A 26,768-nucleotide genomic window follows, 5' to 3' on the forward strand; every position below is an offset into this window, starting at 1 on the left:
GGGTTACTGTACTCGTTGCAGCTTGGCAATTTTTGGATCGATAATTTTTCGCCCAACACCGGGAAAATGAACAGCTACAGTCATTTTTTCTCCGGAACCCAAAATATGGGTGATTTCGCCAATACCGAAAGATTTGTGAAGGATGCGATCGCCTATTTTCCAATCTTGGCTCTGATTGGGCGAAACGCCAACACTTTCATCTTGAGATTTCTGTCGCTGCGACTTTCCAGCTACACCCGCGCCACCGCTGCGAATCGTCGCCCCTACCTTGCTACTCACTAAATCTTGAGGCAATTCTTCGAGAAACTGCGATTTAATAGCCGGTTCGCGAGAACCCCACAAACGTCGTTCCAGCGCATGAGAAAGATACAATCTCTCCTGGGCGCGAGTGATGCCAACATAACACAAACGCCGCTCCTCTTCCAATGTAACTGGATCGTCCAAACTGCGAATGTGAGGTAACAATCCCTGCTCCATCCCCACCAAAAATACGACCGGAAATTCCAGTCCTTTGGCGGCGTGCAACGTCAGCAAGGAAACTGCTTTTTGTCCTTCTTTCAAGTTATCTAAATCTGAAGATAAAGAAGCATTGGCCAAGAAAATTCCCAAACTTGCTTCATCATTTTCTTCTTCAAATTGCACCACGGCGTTAAACAATTCAAATACGTTTTGCAGTCGATCCTGGGCTTCATCAGTGCCTTGCTTTTTCAAATCATCAATGTAACCAGAATCTTCCATAATTCCCCGAACAATTTGAGACGCCGGGAGTGGATCGACTTGTTGCTGCCATTTACCAATCAGCTGCACAAAGCTGTTAATTGATTTGGCTGCACGTCCTGCCAATGTATTTACTGATGTCTCATCGCTCAGTATTTCCCACAAGGGGACGCCCAATTGTTGGGCTGCATTAATCAGGGAATCTACCGTAGCTTTACCTATACCGCGTCGGGGGGTATTAATTACTCGCACCAAACTAACTGTATCGGATGGATTGACAAGTAACCGCAGATATGCAAGCGAATCTTTAATTTCTTTGCGATCGTAGAACTTCAAACCGCCAACCATTGTGTAGGGAATACCCCAGCGCAGCAAGGCGTCTTCAAACGGTCGAGATTGGGCATTTGTGCGGTAAAGAATCGCAAAACTACCTAAGTCAAATTCTTTTTCCTGGCGTTCCAGTTGGCGAAGTTGCTGCACTGTAAAATCAGCTTCATCGAGTTCGTTATCAGCACGATGGAGGTAAATCGGTTCTCCTTCTCCTCTTGTAGCACGCAGAATTTTATCAATGCGTTGGGTGTTATTTTGAATTAGCTGATTTGCCGCTTGCAGAATGTTTTCTCTGGAACGGTAATTTTCCTCAAGCTTCACCATTGTCCGCGTGTCGTCATCTGGCAATCCGTCGCCAAAGTCCTCCTGAAATCCCAGCAAAATCTTGTAATCTGCCATTCGGAAGGAATAAATTGCTTGATCGACATCGCCAACGACAAATACAGAGCGATTTTGCCAATTATCAAATTTTTTTGGACTTTCCCCGTTAGTGGCTAAGAGCCGAATCAGGTCGTATTGAATGCGGTTAGTATCCTGATATTCATCTACCAAAATATGTTGAAATCGTCGATGCCAATAGCCCAGAACAGATTCGTTCTGTTCAAAAAGTTGGACTGGAACTAAGATGAGATCGTCGAAATCGAGGCCGTTATTTTCTGCTAGTTTATCCTGGTAAATGCTATAAACTTGTGCTATTACTCTACCGCGAAAGTTCGGCTGTTCTCGCTCAAACTCTTGGGGCGATAAGCCTTGATTTTTGGCGTTGCTGATGGCGTAGCGGACGGAACTGGGGTCAAATTTCTTATCGTCCAGGTTTAGCTGTTTGGTGACAATTTCTTTAATCAGGCTTTTGACATCGGATTCGTCAAAGATGGAAAAGTTGCGATTCCACTTGCGTCCTTTTTCGTCTTGATATTTCTCGATATCATATCTGAGGATACGAGCGCAAAGGCTATGAAAAGTGCCTACCCACAAAGGTTTGATGCGAGTTTTGTAGACTTGCGATCGCAACCTCGTCTGTTCCTCACCTGAAAGTGACTCAAACGACTTCCCTGTCTCCTTTTGCGCCATCTGAGCCGCAAAAAGCTTTTCAATCCGCTCTTTCATCTCCCGCGCCGCCTTATTGGTAAAAGTAACAGCCAGGATATGTTCTGGATCGACTTTATGCTTCACAATAAGATTGGCGACTCGATAAGTCAGCGCCCGCGTTTTGCCGGAACCCGCCCCAGCAACGACAAGCAAGGGGCCGCAAAAATGTTCGACAGCGCGACGTTGGCTGGCGTTGAGGTGGCTGAGAAAGTCGGTGGTTGCTGTAGTCATGGTTAAGATGAGTTCTAGGCGATCGCGTCTGTGCAGGAGAGAGGCGCTATTAGCAAGACTATCACGTTACGCATTTGATTTTTCACCATAGATGTAGGGGCAATTCATGAATTGCCCCTACATCTATGGTGAAAAGTGCCAACAAAAGTGTAATATCGTGTTCGGTTGCATCGTTAGTGCATGAGTGCGATCGTTAAATTGTCTGTTGTTATCGTTGGTTAAATTTTACCGCAGATGAAGACTCTGGAACGCAGATAAACGCAGATAAGAATAATCACAAGATTTTTTAAGGTAATCGATGCTACCGGACATGATATAACTCATTCCTCAAAACTCAAACTGGTAGGCGGACAGTAAAAGTACACCCCTGTCCAACCTTACTCGCTACAAAAATTTCACCGCCCATCATCTCGCAGAAATGGCGGCTAATTGCCAACCCCAGTCCCGTACCGCCATACTTTTTAGTAGTCGAAGCATCCCCTTGCGTAAATGGTTGAAACAACTGCTGCTGTTGCTCGTAGGATATGCCAATGCCTGTGTCTTGAACGCGAAAACAAATGCACTCCGACAATTTTGGAGTTTGGATTTTGGATTTTGGATTATAAAACAAGAAAGAAGAATTCTCTTTGTCGTCTTCTTTTGTATTCTCTATTGCCAAATCGTTTGACTCGCGGGTAACCGCCAACGTCACTTTACCGTGTGTAGTAAACTTGGCAGCGTTGCTCAGCAGATTGAATAATATCTGCTGCACTTTAGTTCGATCGGCATAAATGGTACCAAGCTGTTCGTCGCAATTCACCTCTAAAACGTTTACATTCTTATGCACCAATGGCTTCGCTATAGTGACAACGTTATTAATTAGTGCGGTGATATCAAATGTCTCCGGGTAGAAAGTCATTTTACCCGCTTCAATCTTTGATAAGTCGAGGATGTCGTTGATCAGTGCCAACAGATGTTTGCCAGAAGCGTTGATTGTCTGGAGGTCGTCGATAAATTCCTCCTCCCCTACATTTAGATCTTGGGCGTCCTCTTGGAGAAGTTGACTCAAACCAATGATGGCATTTAACGGTGTACGCAGTTCGTGGCTCATATTCGCCACAAACTGGCTCTTAGCATTGCTAGAAGCTTCAGCTAATTCTTTAGCTTGTTCCAGTTCTTTGGTACGCTCGGATACTCGCTGGATGAGATGATTGAGAGATGTAGCTAATGACCCAATTTCATCTTCCGTTGTGACAGGAACCCGCAAATCGAAATTAGACTCCCTCGCTACTTGCTCGGCTACCTGAGTTAAACTTACGACAGGCTTAGCGATCGCACGACTTCTACGCAAGGCCACAATTGAAGCGATCGTCACCGACAGCAACATACTCAAAATAATAATTTGTTTCTCCAGTCCCTGTGCATCCTCCATCGCCACTTCCCCTTGCCGCTCTTGATTGTGAGCGGTTTGAAGGATGTTGGTCAATTTCCCGCCGAGTAGCTCCAAGCTCGTCGCTTCCTTTCCAACAACGATCGTTTGTAGCTGCTGCTGTGCTGACTTAAGCGCCTCCGGTCTCAATTGTAATAAATCGATTCGCTGCAAAATTGACTCAGTAGTTTGTGCGTAGGATTCTAAATTAGCCGCATAAGCTTGCAACAAAGTTTTGAAAGTAGTGGGATTTGCTGCTAACCACGCGGGTTTGCTTTCTATATATCGTTCAATCTCAAGGCGCAACTTCTTAGCCTTAGCAATACTGTCGTGAAAACGCGCTTTTTCTGTTTGCAGCCGTCCCGAATCTTCCATTACATAAGCTATCCGCGAAGCCTGCAATTGCGCCGTTACTACCGCCTCCTTGAAATCGCTCAAAAGTTGCGATTGCACGTGAGCATCAGCTAGTTGCTCTACTCCTTGTCCCTGGTAATAGTCCGCAATTACCAGTCCAGTACATGAGCCAAAAAAAGCAATGCCAATTGCCACGAAATACCCGTAACCAATTTTTTGACGGATGCGCCAGCCACCGACTTTCGATTTCCAAGTTGAAGGAAATTCAAGAGTTGGTAACTCTATAGAGGGATGAGAAATTAAATTTTTTTTTCTATCCGCACTGCCGTCAGAAGCGGTTAGCTCTTGAGGTTGCGCCAGCATAAACTTATACCCTCCCCCTATCGGTGCGATGCGTCACCCTAGCCAATAAAATCACATCAAGTGCTAATTAAAATCTAACCCCAAGCGTTAGCTATTCACAGCACCTAAAGATTAATATTTTATTATTATGCCTTGACTGTGAATCCCCCTACGGGGTGATTAGAGCAATTAAACTCGAACCTGCTCGTGAAGCCCACAGTGCTGGTTACTTCGCCTGTACCAACGGAATCTCGATCGCAAACTCTGTTCCCTGCCCAGCCGCAGAAAGACACTTCAATAAACCCCCGTGCTGTTCGGTGACGATTTGGTGCGAAATCGACAGCCCTAACCCCGTCCCCTTACCGACAGGTTTCGTTGTGAAGAAAGGGTCAAAAATACGTGACTGCAACGACTCTGGTATGCCATAACCATTATCTGCAATCCGAATTTCAACGTGCGAACCCTTTATTTGAGTGCAAATCCGAAGCGTCGGCGATGCGTAATTGGGAATAGGTAATTCTGACCCCCTTGCCTCCTCCCCTGACTCCCTACTCCTCTGCCCCTCTACCTCTTCCAAAGCATCAATAGCATTAGCAATAATGTTCATAAACACCTGATTGAGCTTTCCAGGATAACACTCCACAAGTGGCAGATTGCCATATTCTTCGATCACCTTAATCTCTCGACGATCTGGCTGTGCCCTTAGCCGATTGTTTAGAATCATCAAAGTATTATTGATGCCTTCATGAATATCTACAGGCTTTATTTCCGCCTGATCTATACGACAGAAATTACGCAGGGAGCAAACAATATCGCGAATGCGCTCCGATCCTACTTTCATAGAACACATTAACTTAGGCAAATCTGTACTTAAAAAATCCAGGTCAATTTCTTCTATTGCCGATTGAATCTCAGGCTCCGGCTGGGGATAATGCTGCTGGTATAGTTGCAGCAGACTTAGCAAATCTTGGAAATATCGATCGGCATAACTGAGATTGCCGTGAATGAAACTGACCGGGTTGTTAATCTCATGAGCAACACCAGCAACTAACTGCCCCAAGCCAGACATCTTTTCACTTTGAACAAGTTGGATTTGAGCTTGTTGCAGTTCGTGCAACGTTTGCTCCAACTGCCATGTTTGCTGCCTCAATTGTTGAGAAGTTGACTGCAACACTGCATTCGCTCTTTGCAGACGCTCTCGATCCTTTGCCCGTTCGATGCGAACTCCCAGAATACGACAGGCAGCTAGGAGTAAGTCCTGTTGGAGAGCGTCTTCAATTCGGTGAAAATTACGCGATTCCAAAGTCAGTACACCTATCACCGTACCATCTGTGGCTGGAATCGGAAAAATACAAATCTGACCTATTGCCGGATGACGCAATGCTGATACGGCATTGGGATGATTCGCATAATCTTTAATTAACGCCGGTTGACCAGTTTCTACCACTTGCCATAAAACTCCTTGACCTTTGGGTATGCCTCTTTGCAAAGCTGTCTCCATTTCAGCAACGGCAGTTTCACCATAGGCTGCCACAAATTCGGCAGAGATGTAATTGGTGAGAGTAGAAGCTTGAGACGTTTCATCACTGCCGTTAATCACCTTAACATCCCCAAAAGCACAGTTTGTCGCACTAACAAGGTAACTGAGCGCAAACTCGGCAATTTCTCTTAAGTCGCTGGAGCTTTGTAAACGCTCAGTTAAACCAAGCAAAAAGGAAAGCCGTTCCACTTCTGCATTCAAGTTTTGGTGACTTGTTACATCTACCAGCAACCCATTCCAGAAAATATTTCCGTTCGCCTGTAACGAAGGCTGAGCATCCCACTGAATCCATTTTATTTGTTTTGAGGGTAAGATGAAACGCCCTACCCATCTCCACGATTGCAACATTCCGGCAGCTTCGGCGATAGAGTTGAAGAAGTCTTCCCGGTCATCTGGATGAATCATAGAAATGAGGGATTCAGTATCCATTTCCATCTCTGGGGATTCTACCTCAAAAAATTCCTGAAAAGTAGGATTCAGGAAGAGGAAACTGAGGGAACCGTCTTTACGGAGCAAGAACTGATAACTGAGTCCCGGTATGTTAACTAACAGATGCCGAGATTTCTTCTGACTCTGCCACAAGGCGGCTTGTTTTGAAGATTTCTCAGTAATTTTCTGTTCTTGTGATATCTGATTGCACCCAGAAGTGGTAATTGTCAAGTGTTGGGCGGTCATGGATTTGCTTGGCTGGCTTGCCGAAGAAGTTGTACTGACTCGAACCATTGATTCTTTTAAGGCTAATTAATGTTCTTTAAAATCAGCTTATGAAAGGTAATTTAATTAAATGCAGAACTAAAGTTACGAGCATTTAAGTCATTTTAGTTCTATCTATAACTGGGATGTTTAAAACATTATAGCATTCATTAACAATGTTTTATAACCAACGATATTTTTTCACCATAACTTTATATTAGTCCTCCTAAAAAATACCTACAATAACTTAGATACCGTATTTTTACGGCCATTTTGCTCTATCTATTGGTTGATTTATTAATCAGAAGTACTTACTACTTTGGACGGTGTGCGCTTAACTATGAATTCGGTAGAGATCTTAGCAATCCTCAATTGTTAATCTTGGCTAGAGGGAATTAGGCTGCACGCAAACTGCAAAGTTTTTAACCAAATATTAAATTGTATCCTAAGTTACTAAAGCGAATAAGATTGATTAAGTAGGTGGGCATAATTAAACCTAAAACTGCCGCGCCCTTAGAAACCCGGTTTCTTGGAGAAACCGGGTTTCTGGGTGTTCTATTTACGCCCAGCTACTTAGTAGTATTCATAGTTTCCTGCTATACAAAAAAACTTTCTACTTCTAAAGATAGATGTGACTCACCCGCTAAAAGGTCAAACTCGAATCCAGCTAAATTAAATATAAAAATACTCATGAATAAGATTGATAAAGGTTTAGGATGCACTCGTTGCGAAACCCTACCTAGCAAAATCGAGGGCAAGGGAACACTCTACATCTGGTTTCCGGTGGTACATACGCTTAACAAGCTTATTTCAGCCTTGGGTAAAGCTGAGCTTGATTACCTACTTCTTGAAGATGAACAATGTTTAAAAATTCTTCTCGAAGCAAATAATCTTGAAGGTTTCATTACCATAATAACAGCCAGACTCACCAGTAAAGAGTTGAAAGAAACGCAAGTTTTGTGGATGGCTCTTGAGGCAGAACCGCTATTCCGGCATTTCTCTCGCGTCACCTCACTAAACAGCTTCATCAGCCTCAGCAAATGTGAGTGGTTGCTAGATATATTGGCACAAGAGCGTCTTACCTGTCATTTTCAGCCGATCGTGTATGCTGATGATACTTCCCGAATCTTTGGACAAGAGGCTTTGCTGCGTGGATTTGATGACCGGGGTAACTTGATTAGTCCGGGTCGTATCTTTACGAACGCTCAGGATGCAGGTATGATATTTCAAGTAGATGCCTTGGCGCGACAGATCGCAATCCGCGAGGCAAGCAGGCACGGTATCGAAGAGCGGATTTTTATCAATTTCTCTCCCACCGCAGTCTATGACCCAAATACCTGCCTACGCATGACGGTGCGTGCGATTAGCGAAGCAGGGATTCCTCACAGTAATGTGGTTTTTGAAGTTATGGAGTCTGAGCAGCCGCCAGATATCAATCATCTCATCAAGATTATGAAGTTTTACCAGGAGGCTGGGTTTCTAATTGCACTTGATGATTTTGGGACAGGTTATTCTAATTTGAATCTAATTCACGAGCTAAGTCCTGACTTTATTAAGTTGGATAGGCAGCTGATTCAGAATGTACATAAAGATCCGTACAAAGCGTTAATTACGGAAAAGTTATTGGAAATTGCTCATAAGCTGGATATTAAAACTATTGCTGAAGGCATTGAATCTCCAGAGGAACTCGAATGGGTGCGCTCGCGAGGGGCAAACTTCGCACAAGGTTTTTTGATTGCCAAACCGATTACGCCACCAGTAAAAACTACTCCTTCCCTTGGGAGCGAAGCTATGTTTGTATCGGTATAGGCCAACCAATTGCTCCTAATAATAATCCTGACGGCTCCGATAATCCCACTGGTAGGGAAAAGAGCCGTCGCGTTGAAGTACTAATCAAAACTTGACATCCCCCCAAAGCTATATCCGTAGGATTAGCCTGTAGCTCTCCTTAGCTGTAAAATTAAATCTTTTATCGAATGAAAACCAAAAGAGGCGCTTAGACGTAAACTGTAGCCATTACTCTAAGTTGCCATTTTCAGAACCTTATATGCAAGACCAACTTCCGAGTGACAACTCAAACGCCGAAGCGCCGAAAGCAGAGGAAAACGCAACTGCCGCCCCATCTGTGACTCCCGAACCTCCTAGCTTATCCTCTCAGGAATCTCCAACTGTGACAATTTCCCCAACAGAAGTTTCCAAACTAGAGGTTAAAGTCGCCGATGCCCCAGCCGATCGCACAGAGACAGTTGTAACACCTGTTCCCGAACAGCTAAAAGTAGAGGCCAAAATAGAAGAACCCGAACCTCTCGAACCAGTTGTAGGAGTTTCTGACTACCAATGGCAGCAGGTATTGCAGCGAGTCAACAGCTTTCTGAATGTTCCAACTGGTTTTCTGGGTGACTTTTTTGAGAAATACAAGCAACCCCTGACTAGCGTTGGTTTGATTCTGTCAGCTTTTGTCGCTGTCAAACTGCTGTCGGGTTTGCTGGATGCTGTTGATGATATTCCGTTCGTAGGGCCGAGTTTGCAGCTAATTGGCTTAGGATATACTGCTTGGTTTGTTTACCGCTATTTACTAGGCGTTAAGAACCGCGAAGAACTATCTGAGCTAATTAAGAGCGTTAGAGAGTACGTTTTGGGTAAAGGTAAATCTGGGAACTAAGAGCGTAGAATTTCGGCTTTACGGCTGAGCGGTAAAATTGGGTCTATGTGCGATCGCGTCAGTGTTGTGTAGCTGGCCCGATCGCGCATCCGAGCCTTTCCGTCTTGCCTGTGGGTGAGGGTAATTCATAATAATTCCCACTCATCTCTGCTGACTTGTGCCTGACGCAAAATCTCTGCAAGCAAGTCTTTACTGATGTCACCCTCATGAGGATTAGGCAGTATTAACCGCCGTCCTTCTTTGGTCAAAAATTGATGTTTTTTGCCTGAATAGGGGCCATCAAAGCCTAGCTGTTTAAGGTAATAAATTAAATCTCTGCGCTGAAGGGGCCCAAAGGGAGGCATCAGGCAACCTCCTTTTTAAAGGAAAGCTCGATGCCATCTACTACTGGTAGCTGATGACCTAATTGCAACCCCAATACAATCCATTCTTCCAAAGACTCTTGCAACTCTTCTCGGCAAGCTTCTAACGTCGGAGCATTAGCGTAAAGTCCATACAATCCCGCTATTTCACCGAAGAAAGTACCATCTCCAAGTAACTTATACCTTGCCTTGTACATCGCCGCTTGAATATAATTCGTCAACATTTTCCTATCCCCGACGGCTCTAAATCAACTGTAACAATTACTGCCACTACATTATTAACTAAATTACGACCGGCGACTGAGTAGCATTCATCGTTTCAAAATTTGTCCGATCCAAACAAGAGCCAAAATACCCAAAAGAAACCAGATCAGTACGATCGCACCAGCAGCTATCCAATTTGTCGGTTTCCCCTCACCCATAGCCTCTTGAGCTTTTTCGCGACACTCGGCTAAAACAGCAGGGGGAATCATCTTCAATACCAGCCAAATTCCCAGCGGTACTAAGATCAGATCGTCTAAATAACCGATAACGGGAATAAAATCTGGAATCAAATCAATGGGACTGAAGGCATAGGCAACTACACCAGCAGCCAAAAATCTTGCATACCAAGGAACTCTAGGATCTTTACAAGCTAGATAAATAGCGTAAGTTTCTTTTTTAAGTTGCCTCGCCTTTTGTTTCCACGTTTGCATTATTGAGCTTTTCTTTATTAAGAAGATGAAAAAGTGTAAGGTGGGCAATGCCACCCTACACCGCCAAGAAAGGAAGTTGTGCCTATATCTAAGAGAGGGCAGGCGCAGCTTTAGCAGCTACTGCTTCTTTTAACAAAGCTGCCTTATCTGTTTGCTCCCAAGGCACGTCTATATCTGTGCGTCCCATGTGACCGTAAGCGGCTACATTCTGATAGAAACGACCGCCGCGATCGGCTGGAAGATGACGCAATTTAAAAGCCTCGATAATACCTGCCGGACGCAGTTCAAAATGCTCTTTGACTAAATCCAGCAATAGATCGTCGTCTACCTTGCCAGTACCAAAGGTTTCTACCATGATGCTGACAGGTCGAGCGACACCGATCGCATAACTTAGCTGAACTTCGCACTTTTCTGCCAGACCCGCAGCCACAATATTTTTAGCCGCATAACGACAAGCATAGGCAGCCGAACGGTCTACTTTCGTGGGGTCTTTGCCGGAAAAGGCACCGCCGCCGTGACGGGAGTAGCCCCCATAGGTATCCACAATGATTTTCCGTCCGGTGAGGCCAGAATCTCCTTGTGGGCCACCAATAACGAATTTGCCGGTTGGGTTGACAAGAAAGCGAGTTTGTGCATCAGGCTTGACATCAATGTCTGCAAAAACTGGTTCTACCACCGCTGTCCAAAGGTCTTCTTTAATTTTGGCTTGAACGGCGGCTGGGTCTGTGATATCACCAATGGTGGCATTATGCTGAGTGGAAATGAGGATGGTATCGATGCCAACGGGTTTGCCGTCTTCGTAGGCGATCGTAACTTGACTTTTGCCATCCGGGCGCAGATAAGGCAAATCGCCTGTTTTTCTTACCGCTGCCAATCTGCGGCAAATTCGGTGAGCTAAACTGATCGGCAATGGCATCAGTTCTGGGGTTTCGTTGCAGGCGAAACCAAACATCAAACCCTGATCGCCAGCCCCAACGGCGTCAAATGCCTCATCGCTGGACATCTCGCGAGTCTCAGCCGCCGCATTAACCCCTTGGGCAATATCGGGAGATTGTTCGTCTAAGGCAACCAGAACTGCACAACTGTTGGCCGAGAAGCCATTGTCGGCGTCGGTGTAGCCAATTTCAGCTATTTTGTTCCTGGCTATATTAACGTAGTTAACTTGGGCTTTGGTGGTAATTTCGCCGGTAATCAGCACTAAGCCTGTGTTGACGACAACTTCTGCGGCTACGCGGCTATAGGGGTCTTGGGTGAGTAGTGCATCTAGAATAGTGTCGGAAATTTGATCGCAGATTTTATCTGGATGACCTTCGGTAACCGATTCGGAACTAAACAGGTAGCGACGAGACAATGGAATCTCCTCCTGAGATGAAGGTTTTGGAAGACTGGGTGTTTGGGCTAAGTTGAGCCACTGTAACCAGCCATCATAACAAGATTTCTACCTTTAGGCAGAAATTTTACTTCCGAATGACACATCTTCATACAGATTTGCGATCGCCGTGCGAAAATCTAGGCTAGCCAGGTGAACTTCTTCTCCGGCGGTATAGGGGTAGAGTACCCAGCGTCCCTCGGAATTGCGGCGGAAGCAATCTACGCGAACTTTATCTGAGCTAATTAGCACGTATTCTTGCAGGGTGTCTAATTTTCGGTAGTCCGCAAATTTATCGCCTCGGTCAAAGGCTTCTGTTGTGCGAGAGAGTACCTCTATAATCAAGCATGGGTAGCGCTTGAAGTATTCCTCAGTTCTATCCCGTTCGTCACAAGTCACCATAATATCAGGATAGTAAAAGGTATTTGCCTTGTCGATTTGAGCTTTCATATCTGTCACATAAACAAGGCATCCCTTACCCCGAACATGGTTTCTCAGTAAGGTTAACAAGTTTCCCGTAATCAGGACATGAGCATCACTTGCTCCTGCGATCGCATAAACTTGTCCTTGACGATACTCATGCTTGATGGCACTTAGCATCTCTGCTTCTAAGTACTCTTCTGGAGATATGTATTGATAGTTTAGATTTGCCATCATAGCTTGTCCTAAACTATTGTAAACTGAGCCAATGTTATTGATAATTATACCAGCGCTAGGGCGATCGCCTACTTCTTGGTTAATTATATATTTCTTAACACGGTCAAGTAATCTAATCTTGAAAGTCCCCCTTATGAAGGAGGATTTAAGGCGATCGCCAATCTGGCCAAGATACTAAGTAGGTGGGCGTAAATAAACTGAACTCCCAGAAACCCGGTTTCTCCAAGAAACCGGGTTTCTAAGGGCTTGGAGTTTTACGTTTAATTATGCCCACCTACTTATCTCAAATTAGGCGATAATTTGCATTTCGTCTAATTGTCCGATCGCAACATCTGCTGCTTCCAAATGCGCCGCTTCTGCTTTTCCCCAGCAAATGCCAATACAACCCGCCGCACCAGCACGACGCGCCATCTCAATATCACCCGCCGAATCTCCCACCATCAAAGTAGCACTCGGTTCTACTCCCAATCTCTCACAAGCTTGCAAAAATAAAGCCGGGTCTGGTTTGCTAGGCCCTTCATCCACTCCCATTTCTAACTGAATATAATTATTTAGTTGATGACGCTTGACAAATTTCTGCACTTGTGATGTGTTAGCAGCTGAGAGAATCCCCAATTTCAATCCTGCTGCTGATAGAAATTGCAATACTTCCAGACTGCCGACAAATAGAGGGGAAGGAGTAGCATTTTTCAATACTTGGTCTGCTTCTTCAAAGGCGCGACGAGCTAGAGCTAACGACTCCAACCACCCGCGTCCAGTTTCGGCAATATAAGCGGCGGCGGCAATTTCCGAATCGCGGCGACTCCCAACAGCCATTAACCCGGTGGGATCGAGCTTATCCCCATCAATGCCAAAAGCCATCAACAAGGGATCGCCTACTCCTGGAATTTGGGCATCGATCGCACGGACTCGCTTTTGTCCCAGGTTTCGCAAATACTCTTCAGAATTCTCTAGTGTGCCATCTTTGTCAAAAATTACTGCCTGGATATTTGGGAAAGTTACTTCCCGACAACGGATAGTTACCAAAAGTTTCAACTCCTCTTAATTACACGCAAACAAAAAAAGAGGGAGCTTCCCTCTTTTTTCCATCAAGTAACTCAATAGTTACTTTTCAGTCGCAGGTACGATTTCTTCTTCAGCAACTGGTTCAGCAACTGATTCGGCGATTGGTTCAGCAACTGGTTCAGCAACTGATTCGGCGATTGGTTCAGCAACTGATTCGGCGATTGGTTCAGCAACTGATTCGGCGATTGGTTCAGCAACTGGTTCGGCGATTGGTTCAGCAACTGATTCGGCGATTGGTTCAGCAACTGGTTCAGCAACTGATTCGGCAGCTGCTGAATCAGCTGATTCGGCAGCTGGTTCAGCAACTGGAATTTCCATACGCGCAGGAGCGTTACCTTGCTGTTTGGCTTTCAATTGTTCGCGATACTTAACCGCCATTTCTTCCGCCATATCGTAGACGCGATCGCGGTTTCTGATCATGTCACCCGGATCTGGCTCTAGCTGCTTGGTTGAAAGTGAAATTCGACCTCTTTCAGCGTCTAAGTCAATGATCATAACCTTGATTTCATCATTGACATTGAACACGCTGTGGGGTGTATCGATATGCTCGTGGGAAATCTCAGAAATGTGCAGCAAACCGCTGACGCCTCCAATATCGATGAAGGCACCGTAGGGTTTGATTCCTCGTACCGAACCAATTACCACTTCGCCGACTTCTAGGCGGTTCATCTTGCGCTCTACCAGCGCTCGTCGGTGGCTCAGCACCAAACGATTGCGGTCTTCGTCTACTTCCAAGAACTTCAGGGGTAGTTCCTCTCCCACTAATTCTTCTTTAGGTTTGCGGGTGCTGATGTGAGAACCGGGAATAAAGCCGCGCAAGCCTTCAATTCTTACTAAAGCGCCGCCGCGATTGGTGGCAAATACGCCCGATCGCACTGTAGCATCTTCTGCTTGCAGCTGACGCACTCGCTCCCAAGCCCGCATATACTCAATCCGTCGGATGGAAAGCGTTAGTTGTCCATCTTCATTTTCATCTGTGAGGATGAAAAATTCACGAGTCTCGTTTGATTGCAGCACCTCTTCTGGAGCGTCAACCCGGTTAATTGACATTTCCTGAATCGGGATGTATGCCGCTGTTTTAGCACCAATGTCAATCAGAGCGCCCCTCGGCTCTATACTGAATACCGTACCAGCTACAATATCACCGGGATTAAAGTGATAATCATACTTATCGAGTAAAGCGGCAAAGTCCTCGTGAGTGAAACCAATTTCTGCTGTAGCTGTTGTTTTCAGATTGACCATGCGAATCGTTTCCTGGTAATTATGTTTGTAAAAGTTGCTCCTACTGTCGATGTATACGCACTTTGGTAATGTGCAGCCTACACCTACAAGTCTCCAAACCGGATCGCCAGCCGTTGGACAGCTGGGCGATTTAGTCTAGATTAATTATTTTAACTTAAGTACATCCTGTGGATATAGTTTCTACTGGTGTTGTTAGCTGGTCGCGGGTGGCCGGGTTTTGTGATGACCACCAACAAGGGGAGCGATCGCGTTTGGATTCCTGTACCTTTAACTGTTGTAGCTCGCTCAACATCCCAATAGCATACTATAGTAATTTTGGCAAGGGTATTTCAAAGCCAAAGTTCTAAATGTCACAAAGACCTCACAAAAGAAACAGAGGCTTCTGGTGACAAAGCCTCAGATAAGTGCGTTTCTGTACCCAGAGAAGCCGCGCTGACTACAGAAGCACTTGAACTGCTTGTACTTAAATGGTTTAAAGTATCCACAAAATCTTTAATGCTTTGGAATTGGCGGTAGACAGAGGCAAAGCGCACATAAGCGACTTCACTGAGAGATTGCAGTTTACCGAGAACCATCTCGCCAATTTCACTGCTTGTCACCTCTCGCACCTCTCGCTGCTGGAGTTCTGATTCAACTTCATCAACGAGAGCTTCGAGTTGGGTTTGGGGAATCCCCGTTTTTTGGCAAGCACGAACGATACCGCGCAGCAATTTAGAACGGTCAAAAGATTCCTTGCGACCGTCCCGCTTAATCGCCGTAATGGGAACAAACTCTATTTGCTCGTAAGTCGTGAAGCGACGTTTGCACCTCAAACATTCTCTTCGTCGCCGGATACTTTGTCCTGCTTCTGCGGAGCGGGACTCAAGGACGCGATTATCTGGGTAGTGGCAGAAAGGACAGCGCATTTTGTCAACTCCTTTAATTTGTTGACCGTTATGCTAGGGCAGATGCTCCAGCAAGCTAAAAAAGCGAAAGCCAGCTGTTACTTTAGATCTGGCTGATGGCGATATCGCCAGATGAGTAGCAGCGGCTTCTGTTGTTAAACAGTTGCTTTTACAGCTGGGAAGATGGGATCGGCTGACTACTTCTTCTCAATGCGGGGGGGTTCGCGGAATGCGATCGCAAAGAAGAGGACGCCCAGGGCAAGAGTGAAAATCAAAATGTAAGCAATGCTTTCCATATCAAAACTTCCTGACTATTCAGTCGCTTATTAGTCTACCAAAGGATTGGGGCTAGAAATAGTTTTGAGCAATAAGGAATGAGTTTTGAATTATAAAATTTAACTCAAAACTCAAAATTCTTAACTCAGAACTCTCCTGGTCCCCAATCATTATTTGGTTTACACAGATTCCGTTCTACGGGTACTCTTGTCACCCACTTTCTGGAAGAAGCCCCATTCGACTTGTTCTTCAGAAAGTTCAGGATCTACACCTGCAAACACATCGCGGAAGAGGGTACGAGACCCATGCCAGATGTGACCGAAGAAGAACAGCAGTGCAAATACAGCGTGTCCGAAGGTAAACCAACCACGGGTACTGGTGCGGAACACCCCGTCAGAGTTGAGGGTTTCCCGATCGAACTCAAACGGCTCACCGAGTTGGGCCTTACGAGCAAACTGCTTCACCCTCGATGAGTCATCAAAGGTTTGACCATCCAATTCGCCACCGTAAAGGGTTACGCTGAGGCCAACTTGCTCAAAGCTGTACTTAGATTCAGCGCGACGGAATGGGATATCAGCACGAATTATCCCATCGCTGTCGGTCAAGATCACCGGGAAGGTTTCAAAGAAGTTGGGCATCCGACGGACTGTCAATTCCCGTCCTTCAGCATCTTTGAATACTGGGTGGCCCAGCCATGTTTGGGCAATGCCATCTCCCTTGTTCATCGGACCGACGCGGAACAGACCGCCTTTGGCAGGGCTGTTGCCAACGTAGTCATAGAAAGCCAGCTTTTCAGGAATAGCCGAGTAAGCTTCTGACAGGCTGGCACCTTCCGCCACACTTGCTTGCACACGCGCTTGGATCTCTTGTTTGAAGTAGCCTTTATCCCACTGGTAGCGGGTCGGGCCAAACAGTTCGATCGGCGTGGCGGCAGTGCCGTACCACATAGTACCGGCAACGACGAAGGCAGCGAAGAATACAGCGGCAATACTGCTGGAAAGTACTGTTTCGATGTTCCCCATCCGCAGCCCTCTATAAAGCCGCTCTGGAGGTCTAACAGTTAAATGGAACAAACCGGCAATAATACCGACAACACCAGCAGCAATGTGGTGAGCAACGATGCCACCTGGGTTGTAGGGGTTAAAACCTTCCGGCCCCCACGCTGGTGCAACGGCTTGGAGGTGGCCAGTTAAACCGTAAGGATCGGAAACCCACATACCGGGGCCAAAAAGTCCCGATAGGTGAAAGGCACCGAAGCCAAAGCAAAGAAGACCGGACAAGAACAAATGAATGCCAAACATTTTTGGCAGGTCGAGAGCTGGTTCGCCAGTGCGAGGGTCTCTGAAGAGTTCCAAATCCCAGTAAACCCAGTGCCACACGGCAGCTAGGAACAGCAGACCGGAAAGGATGATGTGAGTGGCGGCAACGCCTTCAAAGCTCCAGACGCCGGGGTTGGTTGCCTGTTCGCCAGTGATGCTCCAACCACCCCAGGATTGGGTGACGCCTAAGCGTGCCATGAATGGCATCACAAACATCCCCTGACGCCACATGGGGTTCAGGACTGGATCGCTGGGGTCAAAAATTGCTAGTTCGTACAGGGCCATAGAACCGGCCCACCCTGCTACGAGGGCAGTGTGCATTAGGTGTACAGAAATCAATCGGCCCGGATCGTTCAGAACGACTGTGTGTACTCGGTACCAGGGTAGTCCCATTGACTACGATCCTCCTCGATAAGTGATGTATAATTCAGCGAACTTTTATGCCGTTTCTTAAGGTTCTAGATCCTGAGGCTGTCCGCTTAATGTCTAAATATTTAAGACACTTGAGCAGTTTAACAATGCCTTTAGGAAAATGAGAGCGTTTAAAGAAGTGTAAACCTTGTCGCTGCCCATTGCAAGCAGGTTAAACTGGCAAATTCATCCCAGCGATCGGCTCAACGGCCTTGTTAAGCCCCGCTTTTCTTTCTAAGGTGGGTCTATGAACCAAGAATCGCCCGAATTGAATTCGGGAGTGAGTCAAAAAACTATAGCTTCGATATCATTCAGTTGGCACATAGCCTGACCCGCTGCCATTCTTTCCAGCACTTGTTCGGCTGTGATCAGCCGCTTTAGCACTACTTGACCGATCGCTTGGGCGGCTGGGCCAACTTCGGCAGTCGCTAGTGGCTTCACTTCTACGGTTAAGATAGCGTCTTCTACCCGATAGAGCCATAACTTTTCATTGTTCTCTACCAGGCAAATACTCATTCGCTCAATATTCGGTCGGCGTCGCCAAGCCGTTTCGTTCCATAGGCCATCAGACGCCCATACTCTGCCAAAAGACCATCCATCAGAAAGAAAAAAATATTTCACAGGCTTCTTTTTGCAACTGTGTTTGTCAAATTATGACCTGTTTGGGCAACAATTGAGCCGCCTCTTGAGTTTTTGTGCAGCCCGCAGCGGGTTTTGACGCCCTCATAGCCGCTCCCAATTGTGGATTATATAACAGAATCCTCAATCTGAAAACCCAGACGCTCGCCCCATTATTTCAACTCAAAGAATCGTCAGATAGGTCTGTGTTGGACTAATCGGTAAAACAATTAATCTTTGATTCTGCAAATCCAGTTCAATTCCTAATGCTTCCAGCGGGATAACTCCCAATAATGCTGACCTACCGCCTGGAAGTTCTAGACATTCAAAAGTTCCTTCACGTCCGAGAAGAGAAACTTTTGCATCCTGAAATATGCGAGCTTTACCAATTCCGGTTGCTGTCTCAACATCGACTTCTTTTAGTAGTTCTAAACCTAGTTGAGCTATAGCTTCTGGAGGTAAGCATAAAGTTGTCGCGCCTGTATCGACTAAAACATCGTTCAAAGTAATGGAGCGTACTTCCTGTGGAGGAATAAAACCCCGTGCTGTCAGAACTTGATCTGCACGATTCGTGATGACTAAAGTTGTGGTAATTTTGCCCATTGATTCGGTGGTGGTGGATAACATGATATTACTCTGAGTCACTAGATCTTAAATATGACAGTTTTTTGTCGGATTGGGAGAATGCGATCGCTTTTAGATAATTTTACGAGATGGTGCGATCGCCCGACCGTTTCAACTCAAAGAATCGTCAAATAAGTTTGTGTAGGACTTATCGGCAAAACAATTAATCTTTGATTCTGCAAATCCAATTCAATTCCTAATGCTTCCAGCGGGATAACTCCTAATAATGATGCCCTACCGCCTGGAAGTTCCAGACATTCAAAAGTTCCTTCGCGTCCGCATAAAGAAATAGTTGCATCTCGAAAGATGCGAGCTTTACCAATTCCAGTTGCTGTCTCAACATCTACTTCTTTTAGTAGTTCTAAACCTAGTTGAGCGATCGCTTCTGGAGGTAAGCATAAAGTTGTCGCGCCTGTATCGACTAGAACATCGTTCAAAGTAATGGAGCGTACTTCCTCTAGAGGAATAAAACCCCTTGTTGCTAGAGCTTGATCGACACGGTTCGTGATGACTATGGTTGTGGTAATTCTGCCCATTGATTCGGTGGTGGTGGATAACATGATATTATTCTGAGTCACTATACCTTAAATATGACAGGTTTTTGTCGGATTGGGAGAATGCGATCGCTCTAGTATAATTTTACGAGATGGTGCGATCGCATTCTCCCAAAATTTAGCAGATAATTTAAAATCGGTGTTTTTGTAATTATCTTTAAATGTCCAGTTCCATCTGAATCGCCTTTACTTCCATTTGTTTTTCAGCCGATTTCAGTACCTCCAAAGTCAATCGAATATCCAGACGTTTATTTAATTCTAATATTTCCTGAATGGTCACAATTTGAATGCGATCGCAACTTTGACTCATAAATTTATTTTGATATATTCCAGCAGCTTTGGCAGTTTTTATCATATCCTTCTTTGGTTCTTCCAAAGTGATAAAAATGCCAAGCCGTGCTTGTTCCAGAGTCATCGTACCTTGCAAATCCCGAATATCGCCTGATTTCACTTTCCCTGATTTAACTTGCAGGATAATTTTTTCTGGTTCATCTTTTTCACTTTGAAAATAAGCAATTCCATCAATTCCCCGATCTGCACCTTTTTTCTGATTAACGATCGCCCGATTATTACTATAAGTTAAAACTGCCCATTTCTCAAACTCTTTGCGCGTGCGATCGTCCTTTTTATTTGCTAGTGCGATCGCAGATTCCATATCTTTGGGGATTCCATTTAATTTAATTCCATCAAGTACACCTTTACCAAAACTATCCTCTAGACGTTTTAAAATTAAACTGATACTTTGATATGTAATATCAATTCCTATCCATTCACGTTTAAGACGTTGAGAAACTGCAACCGTAGTACCACAACCGCAGTAAGCATCTAAAACTATATCTCCTTCATTGCTACTAGCTTTGATAATTCTTTCTAACAGTGCTTCCGGTTTTTGAGTAGGATAACCCAATCTTTCTCTAGCTTGAGAATTAATCGGCGGTATATCTTCCCAAAGACATTGTAAAGCTACTCCTTTGATATCTTCCAAATATCGCTTTAGGCGAATACCTCCTTTTTTAGTAAAATGTAATTTCTGCTCATCATCTAAGTTTATCATCGTTTCTATTGGAACTCGCCACAGCGATTTTACCCCTTTATATTCATATTCATATCCACCACCTGATAAGCCTTTTGCTGTTAGGTTATCGTCAGTCCAAGCTCTCCCGTCATCATCTTTATTTCTAAACCTTTGATGATAAGCTTCATCATGTGGTTTGTATTGCTGGTTCCAAATATAATTTAAAGATTTAGTATAAAAAAATATAATATCTATATTGTTTCCGTATCGTGTTGAATCGTTATGAGCAGTTGTTCGCTTCCAAACAATTTCATTTTTAAAATCTCCACCGCGAGGACAAAAAATTGCATCTATAACCAATTTTAAATAATGACTAGCTGTAGGATCGCAATGGAAATAAAAACTACCTGTCGATTTCAAAACTCGATAAATTTCACTTATTCGCAGAGTCATACTCACCAGATATGCAAGTAAACTCCCTTTACCCAATACCTTGGTTAAACCGGCAATTAGATCGATGCTTTGAGATGTAAATTTACCTTGATAGTTTTCCAGAATTTCAGCTAAACCTCGATTCGCAAAGTCATCCCAAGTCCAAGTATCGATAAAAGCCTGCGCTGTAGCTCTATCTTCCTTACCGATGTTATTATAAATTTGGTTATAATTGCGTTTAGAGTTAAAAGGCGGATCGATATAACATAAATCTACCGATTCATCTTTGATATGCTTACGCAAAACGTCGAGGTTATCACCGTAAAATAGTTGATTGACCATTTGCTTACCTGATTAACTGCAATTCTAAACGGTAATATTAATTATAAGTCGTTGTTGCTCATTTTGAAACATGACCATTGACAAATTTGATAATTATAATATATAATTTCCTTGTATGACTACTTATCCCGAACTGCACGGGGAGGTATGGCTAAGTGCTTCTAAACGCACAGAAGGTCTATCTGCATAAGTGGGTGCGCGTAGCATACTCCCAGAGTAAGTGGAAGCAGCAATAGGTTTTGGCAAAAATCGAAAGTGAGAATTTAGATATGCGATATAAAGTCAATTTAAAAAAATCAGATGAAGGATACGCTGTCTGGTGTCCTGCTTTACCTGGATGTTGGTCGCAGGGAGAAACAGAGTCAGAAGCTTTAGAAAATATCAAAGATGCTATTCAAGCATATCTCGAAGCGGTTGAAGAATTAACTAAAGATGCAGAATCTCGTTATGTGGAAGTAGGATAATTATGCCAAAACTTCCAGGTATTAATCACTTAAGAGCCGTTAACGCATTTGAAAAAGCTGGCTTCCGCGTTATACGCCAGGGGAAACATATTATTATGACTAATGATGAACACATTATCACCATTCCTAGAGCTAATCCCATTAATGCTTATACAATGGGTGGAATTATCAGAGATGCTGGACTAACTATTGAGGAATTTCAACAGTTATTGTAATAGAAGGGAAAGGGCGATCGCTCATTATGTGTAGACTTTATGAGATAATACCCTGATTCTACTCCTATTTAGGCTTGCTTTAATATTTCCAAAAACTCTTGCACTACTACATCAGCGTCATTCCAGGAGCGAGTAGCGTCATAATGTTCAACAATGCGGATGCCGTGAATTTTGAAGAGGCGATCGCGTTCGTGATCCTGTACCGTGCGAGATGGTGGATGCCAAGGTTCTCCATCAATTTCTAGAATACCCCACTTACCTTCCCAAAAAACTAAAAAGTCGCTTTCGCGATTTTCCCTACCCGTACTGCTGTTAAGACGAGCTTTGCAGTTAGGATAGAATAAAACACCAGCACGATCGAGCGCCTGTGCAATTTTTATCTCTGTTTTCGATCGGAAATAAAGATTATTCCATTGATATGGAGCATTAATACCTTGATTACTAACTTTGGCAATTTCTAAAGAATTTTGTTCGCTAATCTCAGCTTCGCTACTCTCTGTTTCAGTTAGGTTACCTGTAGATAAGCTAGCACTACTTAAAATTGTTTCGCGTAACGCAGGATCGAGTTTGGTTTTTTCATCAATTTGAACATTAGTCAAATTAGCATCTTTTAAGGAACTATCTCTGACAATAGCACTACTCAGGTTAGCATTAGTTAAGTTTGCCTTATTCAAGCTAGTGCTAACTAAATTGGCGCGAATAAAATCGACATTAGTTAAGTCAGCACCGTTTAAGTTAGCCTTTTCTAAATTGGCACGACTCAGATTAGCATCCGTTAAATTAGAATCATTCAACCATGCAGAACGTAAATCAGCGCCACTGAAATCTACATTATTTAAATCAGCATGATTTATGGAAGCAGAATAGATATTTGCACCTCGCAAACTTGCTCCATTCAAATTAGCATCTCTCAAATTAGCACTACTTAGATTTGCATAAGTTAAGAAAGCAAAAGATAAGTCAGTAGCACGTAAATTGGCATGACTTAGGTTGGCATCTCTCAGCTTGATACGTGAGAGGTCTGCATCGTCTAAGTTAGCATGATAAAGGTTTGCACCTTCCAAGTTAGCTTTGCTCAAATTTATACGTAAAAGATTGGCGTAATATAAATTAGCATTACTCAAGTTAGCACATGAAAGGTTAGCATCCACTAAGTTAGCCTCTTTCAGATTAATACCTTCTAGATTGGCATTTTGTAAGTCAGCTTCTCTCAAGTCAGCTTTAGGAAAATCTCTTTCTCCGGCGGCATAACGACCGATCAGTTCAGCAGCATCCATATATATTTTTTGGGAAAAATCACACCTAACGAAATTATCCCAAAAATCTGTCTCGATCTGTCGTAAAGCTAATTATTCAGCGTGTAAATTTTTGTTACATAAATAAACTGTTTGAAATGGCGATCGCATATATAAATATGTTCGCGAGGCAATACCTTCGCATCCATTGCAAACGCTAAAATAAGGCTTGAGTCCTTGCTGCTGTACGCATACCCGATCGCACCCATGTCTGTACAATTCCTAGACGCCTTTGATGTTATCGTTGTCGGTGCAGGTCACTCCGGCTGCGAAGCCGCACTTGCTACCGCACGACTCGGTTGTCGTACTCTGCTGCTAACCCTAAATCTGGATAAAATCGCTTGGCAACCCTGCAACCCGGCAGTTGGCGGCCCAGCTAAGTCACAATTAACACACGAAGTAGATGCACTCGGCGGCGAAATTGGCAAAATGGCCGATCGCACTTATCTGCAAAAGCGTGTGCTAAACTCCTCCAGAGGGCCAGCAGTTTGGGCATTAAGAGCCCAGACTGATAAGCGGGAATACGCGGCGGTGATGAAAAAGATTGTCGAAAATCAGGATAATTTGACAGTCCGCGAAGGCATGGTGACAGACTTAGTACTCGGTAAAAATGAGGAAATCATCGGTGTTGAAACATACTTCGGTGTCGCATTCCAGTGCAAAGCAGTAATTCTCACCACCGGCACATTCCTGGGTGGTAAGATTTGGGTGGGAAACAAATCGATGGCAGCCGGACGCGCCGGAGAATTTGCCGCTGTTGAATTGACGGAAACTCTCAATCGCCTGGGATTTGAAACCGGACGCCTGAAAACGGGAACTCCAGCCAGAGTTGATAAACGTTCCGTCGATTACAGTAAAATGGAACCGCAACCGGGAGATGAAGAGGTGCGCTGGTTCAGTTTTGACCCAGAACTCTGGGTAGAACGGGAACAAATGCCTTGTCATATCACCCGCACCACAACAGAAACTCATCGTCTAATTAGAGAAAATCTCCACTTGTCCCCAGTATACGGCGGTTGGGTAGATGCCAAAGGGCCGCGTTATTGTCCCAGCATAGAAGATAAAATTGTTCGTTTTGCCGATAAGGAAAGTCACCAAATCTTTATCGAACCCGAAGGTCGGGATATTCCAGAATTGTATATCCAAGGTTTCTCGACTGGGTTGCCGGAAAGTTTGCAATTGCAGATGTTGCGGAGTCTTCCCGGTTTGGAAAATTGCGCCATGCTGCGTCCGGCTTACGCGGTCGAGTATGATTATTTACCCGCAACTCAGTGTTTTCCGACACTGATGACTAAGAAAGTAGAGGGTTTGTTCTGCGCTGGACAAATTAATGGTACTACCGGATACGAAGAAGCAGCAGCGCAAGGTCTTGTAGCTGGGATTAATGCAGCAAGATTTGTGTCTAATTCAACACAAATTGTTTTCAAGCGCGAGGAGAGTTACATCGGTACGCTGATGGATGACTTGTGTACAAAGGATTTGCGGGAACCTTATCGGATGCTAACTTCGCGATCGGAATATCGTTTATTATTGCGATCGGACAATGCCGATCGACGCCTGACGCCTCTCGGTCGGGAAATCGGCTTAATCGATGACCGTCGCTGGGACTTGTTTAGCGCCAAGCAAGCGAATATTGCAGCAGAGAAAGAACGGTTGCAGGCGACACGGGTAAAAGAGCATGATGAAATTGGGAAAGCGATCGCATCCGATACCCAGCAACTCATCAAAGGTTCAATTACCACCGCCGACTTGTTGCGTCGTCCGGGATTCCATTATATTGACCTAGACAGATACGCATTAAGCAATCCCGACCTCTCTCCAGCAGAAAAAGAAGGCGCAGAGATAGATATCAAATATTCTGGATATCTACAACGACAACAACATCAAATTGACCAAATTGCCCGTCACGAACATCGCAAACTGCCGCCAGACTTAGATTATGCCGCGATTGAGACACTTTCCAAAGAGTCTCGCGAAAAGCTTGCCAAAGTGAAACCGCTGACAATTGGACAAGCAGCAAGAATTGGCGGCGTTAATCCAGCTGATGTTAACGCCTTGCTGATTTATCTAGAACTCCGCACTCGTCAACTAGCAGTTGTTGGCGAAGCTCATTAATTCGTAGTTAATTCGTAGGGTGCGTTAGCTGTCTTCGTAACGGTGCGATTCTTTAGGGACTGACAAAAAAATAAAGTACGCCCCCCTAACCCCCCAAGTTTGGGGGGAACAGGACTTTTCTTCCCCCAAATCTGGGGAAACAGGACTTTTCTCCCCCCTTTCTTTGGGGGGTCGGGGGGGCAAAATTTAAGTGTGAGAAGCCCATCCCACAAGAAGTTGTAGGATATTTTTTATTTGTTCAGTCCCTTATAAAAATTTCAAACGGGTCTTTAGCGTCAAAAGCGACCATCAAACGTTATAGTTAGCTTCAGCAGCGATTAAGCGAGCCATCTATGTCTGACGACCTGAATACCAACCGGATTGCCTTGAAGCCCTCGGAAGCAGAAACCCCCACCCAGCCTTGGGCAATGGGAAACTCTGCCGATCGCTTAATGGATGACGTATTCTCAGACGTTGACCGAATGCTGGAAACTGGCGGCGAACCCCCCACTCACACCGCCGAACCGGAATACGTCTCGTTGCAGCAAATGTCGATTCCGCCAATCGTGATGTCACAGGGGATGGCGGCGCGTCAGGTTGAAGCATCAGATACCAGCGATGCTGACAAAGCCCAAAAGCAGGACGATCGAGGCAACTCACTTAATAAACTGCTGTTAGGGGCTGCTATAGCCTCCTTGGCAATTACACTACTCTTATGGCTGGCCGGTCAAGGCAGACTTAATAAGCTGTTTGGGATTAACGCAGCCTCTGCACCGTCAGCGCAAAAATCCGTATCGGAGGCAGACGGCCAGTTTATTGATTATATGCAGCGATCGCTCGACTTAATTGAGCAAGAAACCGAAAACAACCAACAAGTTGCAGCTGTTCCGCCACCACCACCGGCTAACGCCCTATTGCCCGTTCCCATTCCCGGAAATCTACCTCAAAGCCGCCCATCAACCGTCCTAGAGCGAGTCTACATACCTGTCTATCCACGACCCCAGATAGTTTACGTCAATCCCCCTGCCCCACCCGCAGTAAAACCCGCTCCCACAGTTGGGGCGACTGTTCGCCCAGCTATCAAAAAAGCTACTCCCACAGTTGCGGCGAGTGTTCGCCCAACTAACAAAGCTACTACCACAGTCGCCGCCGCACGTCCAACTGCTACAGCAACTCCCAAAGCACGTCCAACTTCGCGCCCAACAGCCAAGGCTAGTCCTACAGTCGTCGCCGCTTTGCGTTCAATTCCGATCGCATCTCCTAGAGCTACCGCAACTGTTCGCGCTACAGTCAAAGCTACTCCCACAACAGCGGCAACTTTACGTCGTACTCCCACAGCAACTCCAAGAGTCGCGGCAACAACTCGCCCAACTTCATCTCCTACAGCAACTACAACAACTCGCCCAACTTCATCTCCTACAGCAACTACAACAACTCGCCCAACTTCATCTCCTACAGCAACTACAACA

At 45.0% G+C, this 26,768-nt stretch carries 23 protein-coding genes and 1 pseudogene; 6 read left to right on the forward strand and 18 right to left on the reverse strand.

The window, feature by feature from the left end; translation table 11 throughout:
- Positions 1–3 precede the first annotated feature (3 nt).
- The 3 genes from pcrA to LAY41_RS22555 form a co-directional block, all read right to left on the reverse strand.
- The gene (gene pcrA / locus LAY41_RS22545; protein WP_249103120.1) at positions 4–2,367 is read right to left on the reverse strand and encodes a DNA helicase PcrA; all 2,364 of its coding nucleotides are present in this window, start codon (positions 2,365–2,367) and stop codon (positions 4–6) included.
- A 334-nt stretch (positions 2,368–2,701) separates the two neighbouring features.
- Positions 2,702–4,492 (reverse strand): sensor histidine kinase, encoded by a 1,791-nt coding sequence (locus LAY41_RS22550; protein ID WP_249103122.1) that lies wholly within the window; start codon positions 4,490–4,492, stop codon positions 2,702–2,704.
- Between the two features lie 205 nt (positions 4,493–4,697).
- Complete coding sequence (locus tag LAY41_RS22555; protein WP_249103124.1) at positions 4,698–6,734, reverse strand: GAF domain-containing sensor histidine kinase; 2,037 nt, start codon at positions 6,732–6,734, stop codon at positions 4,698–4,700.
- Between the two features lie 660 nt (positions 6,735–7,394).
- Here LAY41_RS22555 and LAY41_RS22560 point away from each other — a divergent pair.
- On the forward strand, positions 7,395–8,513 hold the full coding sequence (locus LAY41_RS22560; protein ID WP_249103125.1) for an EAL domain-containing protein: 1,119 nt from the start codon (positions 7,395–7,397) through the stop codon (positions 8,511–8,513).
- 238 nt (positions 8,514–8,751) lie between these two features.
- Positions 8,752–9,366 carry a CAAD domain-containing protein gene (locus LAY41_RS22565; protein ID WP_249103127.1) on the forward strand — a complete coding sequence of 205 codons (615 nt, stop codon included), beginning with the start codon at positions 8,752–8,754 and terminating at the stop codon, positions 9,364–9,366.
- Between the two features lie 125 nt (positions 9,367–9,491).
- Here the strand turns inward: LAY41_RS22565 and LAY41_RS22570 are convergent, their stop codons facing one another.
- From LAY41_RS22570 to LAY41_RS22635, 14 genes are all read right to left on the reverse strand, one after another.
- Positions 9,492–9,710, reverse strand: coding sequence for a type II toxin-antitoxin system HicA family toxin (locus LAY41_RS22570; protein WP_249103130.1), 219 nt, complete (start codon positions 9,708–9,710; stop codon positions 9,492–9,494).
- The gene (locus LAY41_RS22575; RefSeq protein ID WP_249103133.1) at positions 9,710–9,952 is read right to left on the reverse strand and encodes a type II toxin-antitoxin system HicB family antitoxin; all 243 of its coding nucleotides are present in this window, start codon (positions 9,950–9,952) and stop codon (positions 9,710–9,712) included. The genes LAY41_RS22570 and LAY41_RS22575 overlap by 1 nt, the downstream gene beginning before the upstream one ends.
- Before the next feature lie 87 nt (positions 9,953–10,039).
- The gene (locus LAY41_RS22580; RefSeq protein WP_249103134.1) at positions 10,040–10,423 is read right to left on the reverse strand and encodes a YkvA family protein; all 384 of its coding nucleotides are present in this window, start codon (positions 10,421–10,423) and stop codon (positions 10,040–10,042) included.
- A gap of 88 nt (positions 10,424–10,511) precedes the next feature.
- Positions 10,512–11,774: a methionine adenosyltransferase gene (gene metK, locus LAY41_RS22585; protein ID WP_249103136.1), complete on the reverse strand. Its 1,263-nt coding sequence runs from the start codon at positions 11,772–11,774 to the stop codon at positions 10,512–10,514.
- 93 nt (positions 11,775–11,867) lie between these two features.
- The gene (locus LAY41_RS22590) at positions 11,868–12,449 is read right to left on the reverse strand and encodes a Uma2 family endonuclease (protein ID WP_249103138.1); all 582 of its coding nucleotides are present in this window, start codon (positions 12,447–12,449) and stop codon (positions 11,868–11,870) included.
- A 288-nt stretch (positions 12,450–12,737) separates the two neighbouring features.
- Positions 12,738–13,475 (reverse strand): HAD family hydrolase, encoded by a 738-nt coding sequence (locus LAY41_RS22595; protein ID WP_249103140.1) that lies wholly within the window; start codon positions 13,473–13,475, stop codon positions 12,738–12,740.
- Between the two features lie 78 nt (positions 13,476–13,553).
- Positions 13,554–14,756 (reverse strand): 30S ribosomal protein S1, encoded by a 1,203-nt coding sequence (locus tag LAY41_RS22600; protein WP_249103143.1) that lies wholly within the window; start codon positions 14,754–14,756, stop codon positions 13,554–13,556.
- Between the two features lie 350 nt (positions 14,757–15,106).
- Positions 15,107–15,661: a transcriptional regulator NrdR gene (gene nrdR / locus LAY41_RS22605; RefSeq protein WP_249103145.1), complete on the reverse strand. Its 555-nt coding sequence runs from the start codon at positions 15,659–15,661 to the stop codon at positions 15,107–15,109.
- A 176-nt stretch (positions 15,662–15,837) separates the two neighbouring features.
- Positions 15,838–15,936 (reverse strand): photosystem II reaction center protein T, encoded by a 99-nt coding sequence (locus tag LAY41_RS22610; protein WP_249103148.1) that lies wholly within the window; start codon positions 15,934–15,936, stop codon positions 15,838–15,840.
- 159 nt (positions 15,937–16,095) lie between these two features.
- Positions 16,096–17,628, reverse strand: a complete 1,533-nt coding sequence (gene psbB, locus LAY41_RS22615; RefSeq protein WP_249103151.1) for a photosystem II chlorophyll-binding protein CP47 — start codon at positions 17,626–17,628, stop codon at positions 16,096–16,098.
- Positions 17,629–17,931: 303 nt separating this feature from the next.
- Positions 17,932–18,267 (reverse strand): hypothetical protein, encoded by a 336-nt coding sequence (locus LAY41_RS22620; RefSeq protein WP_249103154.1) that lies wholly within the window; start codon positions 18,265–18,267, stop codon positions 17,932–17,934.
- A 180-nt stretch (positions 18,268–18,447) separates the two neighbouring features.
- Entirely contained in the window at positions 18,448–18,891 is a 444-nt protein-coding gene (locus LAY41_RS22625; RefSeq protein WP_249103210.1) for a retroviral-like aspartic protease family protein, read from the reverse strand.
- A 113-nt stretch (positions 18,892–19,004) separates the two neighbouring features.
- Entirely contained in the window at positions 19,005–19,448 is a 444-nt protein-coding gene (locus tag LAY41_RS22630) for a retroviral-like aspartic protease family protein (protein ID WP_249103155.1), read from the reverse strand.
- Positions 19,449–19,599: 151 nt separating this feature from the next.
- Positions 19,600–21,231 carry a DNA methyltransferase gene (locus LAY41_RS22635; protein WP_249103156.1) on the reverse strand — a complete coding sequence of 544 codons (1,632 nt, stop codon included), beginning with the start codon at positions 21,229–21,231 and terminating at the stop codon, positions 19,600–19,602.
- A 269-nt stretch (positions 21,232–21,500) separates the two neighbouring features.
- Here LAY41_RS22635 and LAY41_RS22640 point away from each other — a divergent pair, with 269 nt between their 5' ends.
- A complete protein-coding gene (locus LAY41_RS22640; protein ID WP_249103158.1) occupies positions 21,501–21,695 on the forward strand; it encodes a type II toxin-antitoxin system HicB family antitoxin in 195 nt (64 codons plus the stop codon).
- Positions 21,696–21,697: 2 nt separating this feature from the next.
- On the forward strand, positions 21,698–21,910 hold the full coding sequence (locus LAY41_RS32385) for a type II toxin-antitoxin system HicA family toxin (protein WP_275974342.1): 213 nt from the start codon (positions 21,698–21,700) through the stop codon (positions 21,908–21,910).
- Between the two features lie 68 nt (positions 21,911–21,978).
- On the opposite strand, the gene LAY41_RS22650 is transcribed toward LAY41_RS32385, so the two are convergent.
- Positions 21,979–23,187, reverse strand: a complete 1,209-nt coding sequence (locus tag LAY41_RS22650; protein WP_249103161.1) for a pentapeptide repeat-containing protein — start codon at positions 23,185–23,187, stop codon at positions 21,979–21,981.
- Between the two features lie 225 nt (positions 23,188–23,412).
- Between LAY41_RS22650 and mnmG the strand changes: the two genes are divergently transcribed.
- Both mnmG and LAY41_RS22660 read left to right on the forward strand, forming a co-directional pair.
- Entirely contained in the window at positions 23,413–25,320 is a 1,908-nt protein-coding gene (gene mnmG, locus LAY41_RS22655; RefSeq protein ID WP_249103212.1) for a tRNA uridine-5-carboxymethylaminomethyl(34) synthesis enzyme MnmG, read from the forward strand.
- A 332-nt stretch (positions 25,321–25,652) separates the two neighbouring features.
- Positions 25,653–26,768: pseudogene (locus LAY41_RS22660) on the forward strand (hypothetical protein); the annotation flags it as partial.

Origin of the sequence: Argonema galeatum A003/A1, from assembly GCF_023333595.1 — a bacterium.
GTDB lineage: Bacteria > Cyanobacteriota > Cyanobacteriia > Cyanobacteriales > Aerosakkonemataceae > Argonema > Argonema galeatum.